The sequence below is a fragment of the Achromobacter sp. Marseille-Q0513 genome, assembly GCF_018195695.1.
Lineage (GTDB): Bacteria > Pseudomonadota > Gammaproteobacteria > Burkholderiales > Burkholderiaceae_B > Achromobacter.
This window is the reverse complement of record NZ_JAGTJY010000016.1, coordinates 23,078-38,023: the sequence shown is the minus strand read 5'-3', so window position 1 is coordinate 38,023 and position 14,946 is coordinate 23,078. Positions and strand designations below refer to the sequence as shown.

The 14,946-nt window shown below is 67.8% G+C and carries 11 protein-coding genes; 8 read left to right on the top strand and 3 right to left on the bottom strand.

The annotated features are described in order from the left end of the window. The first annotated feature begins 4 nt into the window (after nt 1-4). The 3 genes from KDH83_RS05980 to KDH83_RS05970 are packed head-to-tail and all read left to right on the top strand — an operon-like array spanning nt 5 to nt 2,783. Entirely contained in the window at nt 5-892 is an 888-nt protein-coding gene (locus KDH83_RS05980) for a glycosyltransferase family 2 protein (protein ID WP_212313505.1), read from the top strand. Continuing rightward, nucleotides 889-1,530, top strand: a complete 642-nt coding sequence (locus KDH83_RS05975; RefSeq protein ID WP_212313504.1) for a putative colanic acid biosynthesis acetyltransferase — start codon at nt 889-891, stop codon at nt 1,528-1,530. The genes KDH83_RS05980 and KDH83_RS05975 overlap by 4 nt, the downstream gene beginning before the upstream one ends. Continuing rightward, nucleotides 1,527-2,783, top strand: a complete 1,257-nt coding sequence (locus tag KDH83_RS05970) for a glycosyltransferase WbuB (protein WP_212313503.1) — start codon at nt 1,527-1,529, stop codon at nt 2,781-2,783. Before KDH83_RS05975 ends, KDH83_RS05970 begins: the two co-directional genes overlap by 4 nt. Before the next feature lie 14 nt (nt 2,784-2,797). Here KDH83_RS05970 and KDH83_RS05965 read toward each other — a convergent pair whose 3' ends face one another. The 3 genes from KDH83_RS05965 to KDH83_RS05955 form a co-directional block, all read right to left on the bottom strand. Further along, nucleotides 2,798-3,460, bottom strand: a complete 663-nt coding sequence (locus KDH83_RS05965) for a response regulator transcription factor (RefSeq protein ID WP_212313502.1) — start codon at nt 3,458-3,460, stop codon at nt 2,798-2,800. 345 nt (nt 3,461-3,805) lie between these two features. Further along, on the bottom strand, nt 3,806-4,555 hold the full coding sequence (locus KDH83_RS05960; RefSeq protein ID WP_212313501.1) for a response regulator transcription factor: 750 nt from the start codon (nt 4,553-4,555) through the stop codon (nt 3,806-3,808). Between the two features lie 553 nt (nt 4,556-5,108). Then, nucleotides 5,109-6,698, bottom strand: coding sequence for a hypothetical protein (locus KDH83_RS05955; protein WP_212313500.1), 1,590 nt, complete (start codon nt 6,696-6,698; stop codon nt 5,109-5,111). Nucleotides 6,699-7,079: 381 nt separating this feature from the next. Here KDH83_RS05955 and KDH83_RS32470 point away from each other — a divergent pair, with 381 nt between their 5' ends. The 5 genes from KDH83_RS32470 (at nt 7,080) to KDH83_RS05935 (ending at nt 14,846) form a co-directional block, all read left to right on the top strand. Beyond that, nucleotides 7,080-7,751 (top strand): TetR family transcriptional regulator, encoded by a 672-nt coding sequence (locus KDH83_RS32470; RefSeq protein ID WP_103275465.1) that lies wholly within the window; start codon nt 7,080-7,082, stop codon nt 7,749-7,751. 42 nt (nt 7,752-7,793) lie between these two features. Then, complete coding sequence (locus KDH83_RS05950; protein WP_249204881.1) at nt 7,794-10,139, top strand: acyl-CoA dehydrogenase; 2,346 nt, start codon at nt 7,794-7,796, stop codon at nt 10,137-10,139. A 17-nt stretch (nt 10,140-10,156) separates the two neighbouring features. Continuing rightward, complete coding sequence (locus tag KDH83_RS05945) at nt 10,157-11,449, top strand: acetyl-CoA C-acetyltransferase (RefSeq protein WP_212313498.1); 1,293 nt, start codon at nt 10,157-10,159, stop codon at nt 11,447-11,449. A gap of 40 nt (nt 11,450-11,489) precedes the next feature. Beyond that, nucleotides 11,490-13,424, top strand: a complete 1,935-nt coding sequence (locus KDH83_RS05940; RefSeq protein ID WP_212313496.1) for a 3-hydroxyacyl-CoA dehydrogenase NAD-binding domain-containing protein — start codon at nt 11,490-11,492, stop codon at nt 13,422-13,424. A gap of 93 nt (nt 13,425-13,517) precedes the next feature. Beyond that, nucleotides 13,518-14,846: an outer membrane protein transport protein gene (locus KDH83_RS05935; RefSeq protein ID WP_212313494.1), complete on the top strand. Its 1,329-nt coding sequence runs from the start codon at nt 13,518-13,520 to the stop codon at nt 14,844-14,846. The last annotated feature ends 100 nt before the right edge of the window (nt 14,847-14,946 follow it).

Sequence of the window (14,946 nt, the reverse complement as noted above, 5' to 3'; positions counted from 1 at the left end):
CATCATGCAGAAAATACCGGTATCCGTTGTGGTCATGACCAAGAACGAAGAGCGCAACATCGCCAAGTGCCTGAAGGCGCTGGCCGAGTTCGACGAAGTCTTCGTCATCGACTCGCGCAGCACCGACGCGACCTGCGCGCTGGCCGCCTCGCTGGGCGCGAAGGTGGTGGACTTCCAGTGGAACGGCAAGTATCCCAAGAAGAAGCAATGGTGCCTGGAGCAGCTGCCGTTCTCGCACCCGGTCGTCCTGTATGTGGACGCCGACGAGGAGATGACGCCGGCGCTGGCGCGCGAGATCCGCGCCAGCCTGCCACGCTTCGAGGCCGGCGCCGGCGGTGCCTTCGTGCCCTTCGACTATGTGTTCTGCGGCCGCAAGCTGCGGCACGGTCACCGCGTCTACAAGCTGGCGCTGCTGGCGCGCGACCGCTCGCGCTTCCTGGACTACGACGACCTGGACGTGGCCCATATGTGGGAAGTCGAGGGCCATTACCAGCCCCAGGTCCGGGGGCAGACCTTCGCGCTGCGCGAGCCCATGGTCCACAACGACCACGACTCGCTGTTCCACTACTTCGACAAGCACAACCGCTATTCGGACTGGGAGGCGAGCCTGCGCGTCAAGGGCCTGATGAACGATCCGCGCGAAGCCAACCTGGGCGGCCGCGCGCTGCTCAAGCGGCTGTTCCACGCGCTGCCGTTCAAGGCCCCGATCTCCTTCCTGCATTCGTATGTGTTCCGCCTGGGCTTCCTGGACGGCAAGGCCGGCTTCGACTACGCGGTCGCGCGCGCCATGTACTACTGGCAGATCCGCATCAAGACCGAGGAAATCCGCAAGGCGCGGCAGGCCTGCGCCGAGGATGGCGACGACAAGGTGGTGGCGGGAGCGGCAAAATGATCCCCGCCCGGCGATTCCACGCCGGCCCGGCGCGCGAGGCGGATGCGGCGGATGCCCCGCACCGCGCCGGCGACCCGCCCTGCGCGCTGCAGCGGCTGGACCAGTTCAAGCTGGCGCCCGGCCAGCGCGGCCGCTCGGCGCTGACGGTGCAGCTCTGGTGGCTGGTCCAGGGTTCCCTGTTCCGCTGGTCGCCACAGTTCGCCTATGGGTTCCGGCGCTGGCTGCTGCGGCTGTTCGGCGCGCGCGTCGGCGCCAAGGTGCTGATCCGGCCCAGCGCCACCGTGACCTATCCGTGGAAGGTCGACATCGGCGAACACGCCTGGATCGGCGACGACGCCGTGATCTACAGCCTGGGGCCGGTGCACATCGGCGCGCATGCCGTGGTGTCGCAGCGCAGCTACCTGTGCGCCGCCGACCACGACCCTGACCAGCCCGACTTCCCGCTGCGCGAGCGCGCGGTGCGCATCGAGGACGGCGCCTGGGTCGCCACCGACGTGTTCGTCGCCCCCGGCGTGACCGTGGGCCGCGAAACCGTGGTGGGCGCGCGCAGCGCCGTCTTCCGCAGCCTGCCGCCCGCCATGATCTGCCACGGCACGCCCTGCCGGCCAGTGCGGCCGCGCGGTTCGGAGCGCGCATGAAGATCCTGATCTACGGCATCAACTACGCTCCCGAGCTGACGGGCATCGGCAAGTACAGCGCGGAAATGGCCGAATGGCTGGCCGCGCGCGGACACAGCGTCAGCGTGGTCACGGCGCCGCCCTACTATCCGCAATGGCGGGTGCATGACGGCTATCGCGCAGGACGCTACGCGCGCGAGGAACGCGCCGGCGTGTCCGTGCGCCGCGCCCCGCTGTGGGTGCCGGCGCGGCCAGGCGGCGCCAAGCGCCTGCTGCACCTGGCCAGCTTCGCCCTGTCCAGCCTGCCCAGCCTGCTGCGCGCCGCCGTCGCACGGCCCGACGTCATCCTGGTGGTCGAGCCGGCGCTGTTCTGCGCGCCCGCGGCCTGGCTGGCCGCCAGGATGTGCGGCGCCCGCGCCTGGCTGCACGTACAGGATTACGAAGTGGACGCCGCGTTCGAACTGGGCCTGCTCAAGGGCGCGTGGCTGCGCCGCGCCGTCGCCCGGGCCGAGCGCTGGCTGATGCGCCGCTTCGACCGCGTTTCCACCATTTCTGAGCGCATGCTGGCGCTGGCCGTGGACAAGGGCGTGGAGCCTGCCCGCGCCGTGCTGCTGCCGAACTGGATCGACGCGCACGCGATCACCCCGGACCTGGACGGCGGCGCCTGCCGCGCGCAACTCGGCATCCCCGCCGACGCGATCGTGGCGCTGTATTCGGGCAACATGGGCGGCAAGCAAGGGCTGCAGATCCTGGCCGACGTCGCCCGCCTTCTGGATGGCGAAGCAAGGCTATGGTTCGTGTTCTGCGGCCAGGGACCGGAGCGGGCCGCGCTGCAGGCGCGCTGCGCCGGACTGGCGCGCGTGCGCTTCCTGGACCTGCAACCCGCCGAGCGCCTGGGCGCGCTGCTGTGCATGGCGGACATTCATCTGCTGCCGCAGCGCGCGGGCGCGGCCGACCTCGTCATGCCGTCCAAGCTGACCGGCATGCTGGCCAGCGGCCGTCCGGTGGTCTGCGGCGCGGCGCCGGGCACGGAACTGGCGGGCGTGATCACGCGCTGCGGCCTGCTCACGCCCCCCGAAGACGCGGCCGCCATGGCCGAGGCCGTGCTCCGCCTGGCGCAAGACGGCGCGGCCAGGGCCGCGCTGGGCCAGGCCGCGCGGCGCCATGCCCTGGCTCATCTGCACGTGGATGCGGTGCTGGGCGCGGCCGAGCGCGAGCTGACGGCGCTTGCCGTCCAAGGCAGGACGCAAGCCTCGCGTGCCCGCGACGCCTGACGGCGTCCGTCCGATCACTCCGAAGGTTCGCGCGGCGTCGGCGGCAGGCCCACGCCGCTGACCAGTCCCAGCTGCACGGCGACATAGGCGGCCTCGGCCTGGTTGCGCGCATTGAGCTTCCAGTACAGCGTGCGCGCATGGCTCTTCACGGTGGCCACCGATATGCCCACCTGCTCGCCGATCTCGCGCATGGTCTTGCCCTGCACCAGCAGCTGCAGGATCTCCGCCTGCCGCTGCGTCAGCTCGCGCAGCTCCAGCGCCGGCGCGGCGGTGCGCGGCAGCGGCCGGCCGGCAGGCTGCGGATAGCATTCGCCTCCCGCCTGGACCAGGCTGACCGCGGCCGCCAGGGCGTCGGGACTGGAGGCCTTGGGCAGATAGCCGGCCACGCCCGCGCGGGCGCAAGCCGCCATCACGCCCTGATCCAGCACGGAATACAGCACCATCGCCAGCCTGGGTCCGAAGAAGGCGATGGCCTGCGTCAACAGCGCGATATCGTTCTCGGCGATGCCGCCGCAACCGACCACCAGCATTTCCACCGGGCGGTTGAGTGAATTGGGCAGGTTGAGCATCTGGGCCGGCGAGATCGCCAGGATGTCGTCCGTTTTGCGCACGCGTTCCAGCACATGCTGGATGGCGACGCGAAGCAGCGCATAGTCTTCGATTAGAACGGTTGTCATCCCGGATGGAACCTTGCGACACAGGGCCCAAATGCGGTTCCCATGTCGTACGCGCGACGGATCGCGATGCGCGCGCGGCCGCGCAACGGCGCGGTTCACGGGAATCCCGTCCGCTGCTGCGGCCCGGGCGGCGTGCTGTGGGTCGCCGTCCCGGCCCGCACTTGCGGACACGAACCATGCTATCAGCGGCTATCGCCGTTGAATCTCGTTCAGGAGGATGATTGGGGGAGGACTGAGGCGCTGCGCAATGCAGGCGGAACTGCGATGAATGCACTAGGAGGGAAGGCGGGGCGGCATCGCGTCGGGCCAGGCTGCCTGCCGGGTCGGCAGCTGGCGCGCGCGGTATCAGCCTGCCTTGCGGCCGTACAGTTGTCCTGCGTCGACTTCCCTGCCGTTGGGCTCGTGCCATTCCAGCGTGGCGCCGCGCTGCAACGCTGCGTACACGGCCTCGCCCTTGTTCTTCACATGCAGGCGCTGATAGAGCGTGCAGGCATGCGTCTTGGCGGTGGCGACCGAGATGTTGAGCATTCGGCTGACCGTCTTGATCGGATAGCCCCTGGCCAGCAACACCAGCACCTCGTACTGGCGCGGCGTGATCTGCAGCAATTGCGCGCCCGCGCTGATCGGCATGGCGCCCTTGGCCGCTGCGTCGTCGGCGTCATGCGCCGGCAACGCGCAGATCGCCTGGGCGGGCGTCTGCAAGGCCTGTTCGCTGGGGAAGCACTGTCCGCCCGCCATCACCAGCCGGATCGCGGCCTCCAGGATCTCGACCGACGCGGTCTTCATCAGACAGCCGTAGACGCTGGCGCCGGGCAGGCCCTGGACGGGCATCGGCAAGGGCATCACATCGGTCAACAGCAGGATGCGCTTGGGGGTGAGCACGCGCTGGATCTCATGCAACGCGCTCCAGGCCTCATCCGTATCCACCGGAAGTCCGTAGATCAGGAGGTCTGCGCCAGCATGGACGCCATCGGCCTTGGATACGTCCGCCAGGCCCATCCCCTCGATCTCCCACACGTCATCCAACTTGCTCAGAATCTGCCACAAACCCAGCCGCAGCAGCGGATGAGCTTCAATCAGGACCATCTTGGCCATGATGTCCTCCCGGTTTACTAGACAGGCCTAGAAGGGATCTTCGCTGTACTGAAGACTTATTTTCCAGCCCCGCGAAGCGGGTCCGCGGCGCCCCGGAATATGTGAATACATCGCATCCGGGTATTTTGGCTGGGAGACTTTGGTAGCCACCAATACGGCGGATGGCATGAGTCCATCTTATGGTTCGGGATTTGCAAAATCAAGACGTTTCAGGGCGATATAATCCGATAAAAACAGAAATCAATCGTTAGCCTTAATCGCCCTCATAAATAAGGATGAAAACACGTTCTCATCCATTTCGACGCTAGGGTTTACGCGGAGTTTCATAGAGGGGAAAAGGCCTTCCCATAGGCGGAGAAAGCCTAATGACAGCCTGGAATTCGGCTGCTGGCAAGCTTTGAGGGATGAAGACGGCACCATCTTGGTGCCTGCCGCGGCGCCAGGCTGGCGTGGCAAGAATTATCGATATGTTGCGCCGGATACAACGCCCCGGGAGATGGGCCGATTAATCGCAATATAGGTAACATTTTTATTTTTTCAGGCGCCCGGTCATTTACTCCATATAGGCGAAGTCGAATACCGTGTGACCGCCCTGATGGTGCCAATGGTGCATCGAAGCATGACGCCGTCTCAGAAAACTGGCGTAGTGTATTTCGCCATCATCCTCGACGTAGGAGTATGGCGACAGCTGCTCGATCCGGTTGAGCGACACGCCCTTGCCGTAGTGGCAGAAGCCTTGGTACTGCGCGCAGCGGATGACGTCTCCGCCAGGAGAGACAACGATTCCGGCGTTGCGCGCCCGCATCGGGTTGCGCACGATGGGGTTGCAGGCATGCGGCTGCCAGTTGGTGGAGAGCGGCGAATCCGCGAAGAACGCGAACAGCTCGTCGCAATGGCTCTGCCCGTCCGTCCTGTCGATATTGGTCAGCAGCCACCAGTATTCCCCATGCTTGAATATTATCGTATCGACAGCGGAAACATTACTCATCAGATTATATTGAAGCTCCCACTTCAATGGAAAATCCGTGCATTTCCATAATTCTATGCTGCGATTTCCGCAAGTTTCCGGCACCATGTAGGTGACGCCATCATATTCAAATATATACGGAAACGACAAATGGTACGGCAGGTTCAGCGCCGTCCCCAGAAGGCGGAAAGCCCCGTCGGAGTAGGTCGCGACAGAGATCGTCCCTTTGCGCGAGGAGAAATCATAGTCCTCGAAAAATATATAGGGCTTCTTATCGTGGGTATATACGAAGGGATCGGCGAAAAACCTGCCCTTGGGTGGCTGCAACACAATCGCTTCGGATATCACCGCCTGCTGGCGGCCCGACGGAAACAGGCCTATGCGCCAGCGCACGTTGCGTTTCATGATGCGCCGCACAATAAAATCAGCCATTAACCAGGCCTGGCGCGCGACATACGCCGCGCCGTCCCACGCCGCCGGATCCCGGCGCCGCTCCCCGCTCATGATCTGCATGCCTGCCGGCGGCGTGCGGCGCGCGCGCGCCAGCGCCTGCAGCGCGTCGCGGACCATGAAGTTGCCCAGGCAGAATGCGCGCGCCCGGTTCTTCAGCCAAAAGATCTCGGTGTTGAAACTGCGCTGGTCCAGCAGTTCGTCCTCATCCTCGCTCGCGCCCAGGCGCCACAGCTTGACCGTGGTGTGATCCGCCCGTTGATAAACCTCCCAGAATCCCGCATAACTGCCGCTGGCAACGGCAACGTCGGAATAGCTCAACTGCCAAGCGCCCTGCCGCGCCCAACCCGCGATCCGCTCGCGCGGCACCGGCGGCGCGCCCAGCACGATCACCAGGTCCAGCCCCGGCGGCGCCAGCCGCTCCGCGCCGCTGCCCGCCGTCATCTCGACGATCTCCGTATCGGGACCGGGCAGATGTTCGCGCAGGTCGCGGCAGGCCAGCTGCGCGCGCGGCTTGGCTCCCAGCAGCCGGGACTCGAAACGGGACAGCGCGCCGAAGAAAGCCCTGGCGCCGAAACGCGCCTTCGTTTCCACGCCCGCGCGGCCGACCACCAGCAGGGCAGCAATCTGGAAGTCCTGGCTGTGCGCCAGCCATTCGACCAATTCATGCATCCAGCCGGGCTGCTCGTATCGGTCGACCAGCAGTCCCACTCTGTAGGTCTTCATTGTTCCAGCTCCTGTGTCGGGGCAAGGGCCAGCCGCCGCCAGCCGGCGGGCTGGCGGCGCAACCATGGGGCATGGCTACACAGCCTTCCTGCGGATACTGAAACGTTTCGCAGGCATCTTCCAGCGAGCTTTCAGCCTAGGACCGCCGCACGAAGCCAAATGGCGCATGGCGCGCCTTTCAGCCGCGCCCGCCTCGGCCAAGTTCGCTAGCGGCGCTCATCCATCCGGACGTGGCAGCGCGCCGCGCACGGTACGCGCCGGACGGCATCCACCCGCTTCATCCCATTCCCCTGGGGTAAACCCTATTCGGGATTGCAGGGACTCGCTCTGGCCGAAAATCTGTCGCATACTAAATTTAAACGAACGTTTGAATTCAACCTCATGCAAGAACTCAGATCCTCCTCAACCCGGGAATCCATCCTGGACACTGCCGAGGCGTTGTTCGCCCAGCAGGGTCATGACGGCACGTCGATGCGCCAGATCACTGGCGCGGCCGGCGTGAATCTCGCGTCCGTGAATTACCACTTCGGCTCCAAGGAGTCGCTGGTGCAGGCGGTGCTCAAGCGCCGCCTGGCCGTGCTCAACAGCGAGCGCATGCGCCTGCTGGACGAGCTCGAAGCGCAAGCCGAGGGCAAGCCGCTCAAGCCCTCGCAAATCGTTGACGCCTTCTTCGGCACGCTGCTGCGCCTGGCCGCGGACCCGGAGCAGGCAGGCAGCACTTTCCTGCCGCTGCTCGAACGCACCATGACCGACCCCACGGACTTCATCCGCGCGCTGTTCGCGGAGGAATACGCGGACGTGCTGGACCGCTACCGCAACGCGCTGTTCGCGGCGCTGCCGGACGTGCCGCGCGCCGAAATCATGTGGCGCTTTCAATTCATGCTGGGCGCGACGTCCTACGCCATCATCGGCACGGACCTGCTGCGCTCGGTCACCGGCTGGGTCATCGACGAAGCCGAACAACCCAACAATCCCGAACTGCTGCTGCCGCGCCTGATGAGCTTCCTGCTCGGGGGCTTGCGCGCGCCGCTGCCGCAGCGGCCATCCTGTTAGGCCCCCGGCAACGGGCCGAACATTGCGATAGGAGACAAGAAAATGCACCCGATCCTTCTTGCGCTGCTCGTCTTGGCGCTTCTGGCCGTGGTCCTGCTGGGGCTGCGTCCCTTGCGGCGAGCCGTGCTGTCGGCCCCGATCTTCAACATGTACCGCAAGGTGCTGCCGCAGATGTCTGACACCGAGCGCGACGCGCTCGAGGCCGGCACCGTATGGTGGGAGGGCGAGCTGTTCCGCGGCCGTCCCGACTGGAGCCGCCTGCACGCCTATCCGCGTCCGCGTCTGTCCGACGATGAGCAACGCTTCCTGGACAACCAGGCCGAAGAAGCCTGCCGCATGGTCAATGACTGGGAGGTCACGCAGGAACGCTTCGACCTGCCCGCCGATGTCTGGAACTACCTGAAGAGCCAGGGCTTCCTGGGCATGATCATTCCCAAGTCCTACGGCGGCCTGGGCTTTTCCGCCTACGCGCATTCGGAGATCGTGACCAAGCTGTCGACCCGCTCGTCGGCGCTGGCCGTGTCGGTCATGGTGCCGAACTCGCTGGGCCCGGCCGAGCTGCTGCTGCACTACGGCACCGATGCGCAGAAGAACCACTACCTGCCGCGCCTGGCGCGCGGCGAGGAAGTGCCGGCCTTCGCGCTGACCAGCCCCTGGGCCGGCTCGGACGCCGCCGCCATTCCCGACAGCGGCATCGTCTGCAAGGGCGAATGGCAGGGCCGCGAAGTCGTCGGCATGCGCGTCACCTGGGACAAGCGCTACATCACGCTGGCGCCGGTCTGCACCCTGCTCGGCCTGGCGTTCCGCCTCTATGATCCGGACGGCCTGCTGGGCGACGAGAAGGACCTGGGCATCACCTGCGCGCTGGTGCCGCACGACCACCCCGGCGTGGACACGGGCCGCCGCCACTTCCCGCTGAACGCCATGTTCATGAACGGCCCGACGCGCGGCCAGGATGTGTTCATGCCGCTGGACTTCATCATCGGCGGTCCCGCCATGGCCGGCCAGGGCTGGCGCATGCTGATGGAATGCCTGGCGGCCGGCCGCTCGATCTCGCTGCCGTCCTCCAACACCGGCATGTCCAAGCTGACCGCCCGCGCCGTGGGCGCCTATGCCCGCGTGCGCAGTCAGTTCCGCACCCCGGTGGGCAAGTTCGAAGGCGTCGAGGAAGCGCTGGCGCGCATCGGCGGCCACACCTACATGATGGACGCCGCGCGCAGCATGACCGCCGGCGCGGTGGACCTGGGCGAAAAGCCCTCGGTCGTCTCCGCCATCGTCAAATACCACGTCACCGAGCGCGCGCGCCAGGTCGTCAACGACGGCATGGACGTGATCGGCGGCAAGGGCATCTGCCTGGGACCGTCCAACTTCCTGGGCCGCGCCTACCAGCAGATCCCCATCGGCATCACCGTGGAAGGCGCCAACATCCTGACCCGCAGCCTGATCATCTTCGGCCAGGGCGCGATCCGCTGCCATCCCTACGTGCTGGCCGAGATGCAGGCCGCGCAATCGTCCGACCGCCAGCAAGGGCTGCATGACTTCGACCGCGCCTTCTGGGGCCACGTGGGCTTCGTCGTGAAGAACAAGCTGCGCGCGCTGGGCACCGCGCTGACCGGCGCCCGCCTGGTCGGCGTGAACGCCGACGTCGCACCCGAGATGAAGCGCTACTACCAGCAGCTCAGCCGCTACAGCGCCGCTTTCGCGCTGCTGGCCGACACCTCCATGCTGGTGCTGGGCGGCAGCCTGAAGCGCCGCGAGCGCCTGTCCGCGCGCCTGGGCGACATCCTGTCGCAGATGTACCTGATCAGCGCCACGCTCAAGCGCTACCAGGACGAAGGCCGCCAGGCCGCCGACGCACCGCTGGCGCACTGGTCGATCCAGGACACGCTGTTCCGCCTGCAGGAAGCCTTCGACGGCGTGCTGGAAAACTACCCGAACCGCTTCGTCGCCTGGGGCCTGCGCCGCATCGTCTTCCCCTGGGGCCATCCGCAATCGCTGCCCTCGGACGAACTGGGCCAGCAGGTCGCCAAGCTGCTGATCAACCCGGGCGCCGCCCGCGACCGCCTGACCGCCGGCTGCCACCTGCCCGCCACCGCCGACGAGCCGGTGGGCGCCATCGAGCTGGCGCTGGCCGCCACGCTGGAAGCCGAACCCATCGAGGCCAAGATCCGCGAGCTGGAAAAGCGCGGCGCGCTGGACGGCAATCCGCAGGCCAACGTGCGCGACATCGCCGACGCCGCCTATGCGGCCGGCGGCCTGACCGACGAGGAATACGCCGTGGTCAAGCGCAGAAACACCTTGCGCGATACCGTGGTCAAGGTGGACGATTTCCCCTTCGATCTTGGCGCGGGCGCGATCCGTCCCGCCGCCGAGCGCCGGGCCGCATGAGCACCGAGGACGCACGGATGGCATTCAAACCGGTATATGTCGTGGACGGGTCCCGCACGCCTTTCCTGAAGGCGCGCACGGGTCCCGGCCCGTTTTCGGCGGGCGACCTGGCCGTGCAGGCCGGGCGCGCGCTGCTGCTGCGCCAGCCCTTCTCGCCCACCGAGGTGGACGAGGTCATCATCGGCTGCGCCGCGCCCTCGCCCGACGAAGTCAACATCGGCCGCGTGATCGCGCTGCGCCTGGGCTGCGGCAACCGCGTGCCGGGCTGGACCGTGATGCGCAATTGCGCCTCGGGCATGCAGGCGCTGGACTCGGCCATCGCCAACATCCAGTCGGGCCGTTCACAGCTGGTGGTTGCCGGCGGCGTGGACGCGCTGTCGCGCGCGCCGCTGCTGTTCTCGGACGACATGGTGCGCTGGCTGTCCGGCTGGTACGCCGCGCGCGGCCTGGGCGCCAAGCTGTCCGCGCTGCGCCGCTTCAAGCTGCGCAACCTGGCGCCCGTCATCGGCCTGCTGAAAGGCCTGACCGATCCCGTGGTCGGCCTGTCGATGGGCCAGACGGCCGAAAACATCGCCACCCGCTTCGGCATCGACCGCGCCGCCATGGACGCCTACTCGGCCGGCAGCCACCAGCGCGCGCTGGCGGCGCGCGCCGCCGGCGCCCTGGCCGAGATCGTGCCGATCATCGACGCCAAGGGCACGCTCTATCCCGAGGACGACGGCGTGCGCGCCGACTCCACTCCGGAAAAGCTGGCCAAGCTCAAGCCCGTGTTCGACAAGCCCTGGGGCAACATCACCGCCGGCAACAGCTCGCAGGTCACCGACGGCGCGGCCATGCTGGTGCTGGCCTCGGAAGAGGCCCTGCAGCGCTGGAACCTGCGTCCGCTGGGCCGCATCGTCGACAGCCAGTGGGCCGGCCTGGATCCGGCACAGATGGGCCTGGGTCCGGTGCATGCCGCCACGCCCATCCTGCAGCGCCACGGCCTGGGCCTGAATGACCTGGACTTGTGGGAGATCAACGAGGCCTTCGCCGCCCAGGTGCTAGGCTGCCTGGCCGCATGGCGCGACGAGGCCTATTGCCAGGAGCACTTCGGCACGCCGGCCTGGGGCCAGCTCGACACCGATCGCCTGAACATCGACGGCGGCGCCATCGCCATCGGCCATCCCGTCGGCGCGTCCGGCGCCCGCATCGTGCTGCACCTGCTGGACGCGCTCAAGCGGCGCGGCGCGCGGCGCGGCATGGCCGCCATCTGCATTGGCGGCGGCCAAGGCGGCGCCATGCTGGTCGAAACCCTGGAGGAGCGCGCATGAGCCGCAACACCGCCTCGACGCGTACCACGGAGACCGCCCGATGAGCGCACTGGACACCCTCTCGCACTGGCGCCTGGCGCGCGACCCCGACGGCCTGGCCTGGCTGACCTTCGACCGCGCCGCCAGCGCGGTCAATGCCCTGTCGGCCGACACCATGGCGGAACTCGCCCTGGTGCTGGACGCGCTGGACAAGGACCCGCCCAAGGGCCTGGTGATCCGCTCGGGCAAGCCGACCGGCTTCATCGTGGGCGCCGACGTCAATGAATTCGCCAGCCTGGACACGCCCGAGCAGGGCCGCGCGCTGGTGGCGCGCGGCTGGAACCTGTTCAACCGGCTGGCCGCCGTGCGCTATCCCACGCTGGCCTTGATCCAGGGTCACTGCCTGGGCGGCGGCCTGGAACTGGCGCTGGCCTGCCGCTATCGCCTCGTGGCGGACCAGCCCGGCGTGTCGCTGGCGCTGCCCGAGGTCATGCTGGGCATCTTTCCCGGCTGGGGCGGCATGCTGCGGCTGCCGCGCCTGATCGGCGCGCCGGCCGCGCTGGACATGATGCTCACCGGCCGAGGCGCCGACGCGCGCCGCGCCGCCACGCTGGGCCTGGCCGACGCGCGCGTGCCGCCGCGCCTGCTGGAAGCCGCCGCGCGCGCCACGGTGCTGTCCGGCAAGCCGGCGCGGCAGGCGCGCGGCCTGGCCGCCTGGACCAACCGCTGGCCGCTCAAGGCCATCGTCGCCAACCGCGCGCGCAAGCAGATCGCGGCCAAGGATCCCCTGGGCCACTATCCCGCCGCGCCGGCCATCGTGACGCTGTGGGAACGGCATGACGGCGACGCCCAGCGCGCGCCCTCGCTGATCGACGGCATCATCGCGTCCGACACCGCCCGCAACCTGCTGCGCGTGTTCCGCCTGCAGGAGCGGCTCAAGGCCAACGGCCGGCAGCCCGGCGCCGCCCCGGCGCAACGGATCCACGTGGTCGGCGCCGGCGTCATGGGCGGCGACATCGCCGCCTGGTGCGCCTACAAGGGCCTGACGGTCACGCTGCAGGACCAGGACATGGCCCGCATCGCGCCCGCCATCAAGCGCGCCGCGACGCTGTACGCGCGCCGCCTGAAGGATCCGCGCGCGGCCCGCGCCGCCATGGACCGCCTGATCCCCGATCCCGCCGGCACCGGCGCGGCGCTGGCCGACATCGTGATCGAGGCCATCAGCGAACAGCCCGAGGCCAAGCTCGCGCTGTACCGCGCGCTGGAACCGCGCATGAAGCCCGATGCGGTGCTGGCCACCAATACGTCCAGCCTGTCTCTGGAAACGTTGCGCGCGGGACTGGCGCGGCCCGAGCGTCTGGTCGGCATCCACTTCTTCAATCCCGTGGCCAAGATGCCGCTGGTGGAAGTGGTGCACGCCGACGGCACGGCGGCCGATGCGCTGGCGCGCGCCAGCGCCTTCGTCGGCCAGATCGACAAGCTCGCCCTGCCGGTCAAGAGCGCGCCCGGCTTCCTGGTCAACGCGGTGCTGGCGCCCTACATGCTGCAGGCCATGCGCAGCGTGGACGCGGGCGTCGCACCGGCCGCGATCGACGCGGCCCTGGTGGCCTTCGGCATGCCGATGGGACCGCTGGAACTGGCCGACACCGTGGGCCTGGACATCGCCCGCGCCGCCGGCGAGGAACTGGCCGGCGGCCAGGAGCCGCCGCGCTGCCTGGCGGAACGGCTGTCGCGCGGCCAGCTGGGCCGCAAGACCGGCCAGGGCTTCTATGCCTGGCGCGACGGCAAGCCCGTCAAGGACAAACCCGGGGCGTCCGCCGCCCCCGCCGGCCTCGCGGCCGGCCTGATCCAGCCACTGATCGACGCGACCCGGCAGCGCGTCGACCAGGGCATCGTCGCCGACGCCGACCTGGCCGACGCCGGCGTGATTTTCGGAACGGGATTCGCCCCCTTCACGGGCGGTCCCTTGCATTACCAAGGCAGGACCAATACGTAGCGCGGTAGAAGAAATACGGCTCACGCCGATAGACCGGGCCGCCGAGCCCGGCAGTGCCATAACGACACCTATCCAACACGAGGAGGCAGTACCATGAGCAGACGTTCATTGTCCCTGAGCACCCTGTCGGTCATCGTGGCCGGCCTGGGCGCGTCCACCGTCGCCCACTCCGCCGGCTTCCAGCTCCTGGAGCAGAACGCCAGCGGCCTGGGCAACGCGTACGCGGGCTCGGCGGCAAATCCGGAAAACGCCAGCATCATCTACTACAACCCGGCCGGCATGACGTACCTGCCGGGCTTCAACTTCTCGGGCGGGGTCAACCTGATCAAGCCCTCGTTCAAGTTCTCTGACAACGGCAACAGCCGCAATCCCGGCGTGCCCGGCATACCCGGCTCCGGCCTGGGCGGCGCGGCTCCCACCGGCGGCAACGGCGGCGACGCCGGCAAGCTCGGCGTGGTGCCGAACATGTACGCCTCGCTGCAGCTCAATGAAAAGTGGTTCATCGGCCTGGGCATCGGCGCGCCGTTCGGCCTGATGACCAAGTACGACGAGGGCTGGGCCGGCCAATACCACTCCAACAAGTTCGACATCAAGACCATCAACGTGAACCCCTCGGTGGCCTACAAGGTCAACGACAAGTTCTCGATGGGCTTTGGCCTGAACTGGCAGCGCATCGACGCGAACTACAAGAAGAAGACCGTGGTTCAGCTGCCGGTGCCCGGCCGTCCGGTCTTCACCAACGGCGATGCCGACCTCGACATGAATGGCGACGCCTGGGGCTGGAACGTGGGCTTCATGCTGCAACCCACCGAGGACACCCGCATCGGCCTGTCGTACCGCTCCAAGATCCGCCAGACGGCCAAGGGCAGTACCGACATCGACAACATCGGGCCGACCCGGCAATCCGTGTCGTTCGACGCCAAGGCCAACGTGGACCTGCCGGACACGCTGATCCTGAGCGCCACGCACCAGCTGAACGAGCGCTGGGAACTGCTGGGCGACATCTCCTGGACCGGCTGGAGCAGCATCCCCGCGCTGAAGATCCGCAACTCGGGCACGGGCGCCAAGGATGACGAGCTGCCGCTGAACTTCCGCGACACGTGGCGCCTTGCCGTCGGCGCGAACTACAAGTTCGCGCCCGACTGGAAGTGGAAGTTCGGCCTGGCCTATGACCAGTCGCCGGTCCACAAGGAACAGGACCGCCCCACCTCGCTGCCGGACAACGACCGCTACTGGTTCTCGACCGGCGTGCAGTGGCAGGCCACCAAGAACACGACGCTGGACGTGGGCTACACCTACCTGTACCTGCGCAAGACGTACATCGACACGAACTCGGGCAACGCCCTGGCCAAGGGCCGCGTGGCGGGCAGCTACGACAGCAGCGGCCACATCTTCGGCCTGCAGGTCTCGTCGCGCTTCTAAGGGCTGCCCACCCTGGAGCGCCATGCGCTCCGCATCAAGGGCGCCGCCGCGGACCGGACCGGCAAAGCCGGCTCCGCGCGGTTTGGACAGGAATAGGGGC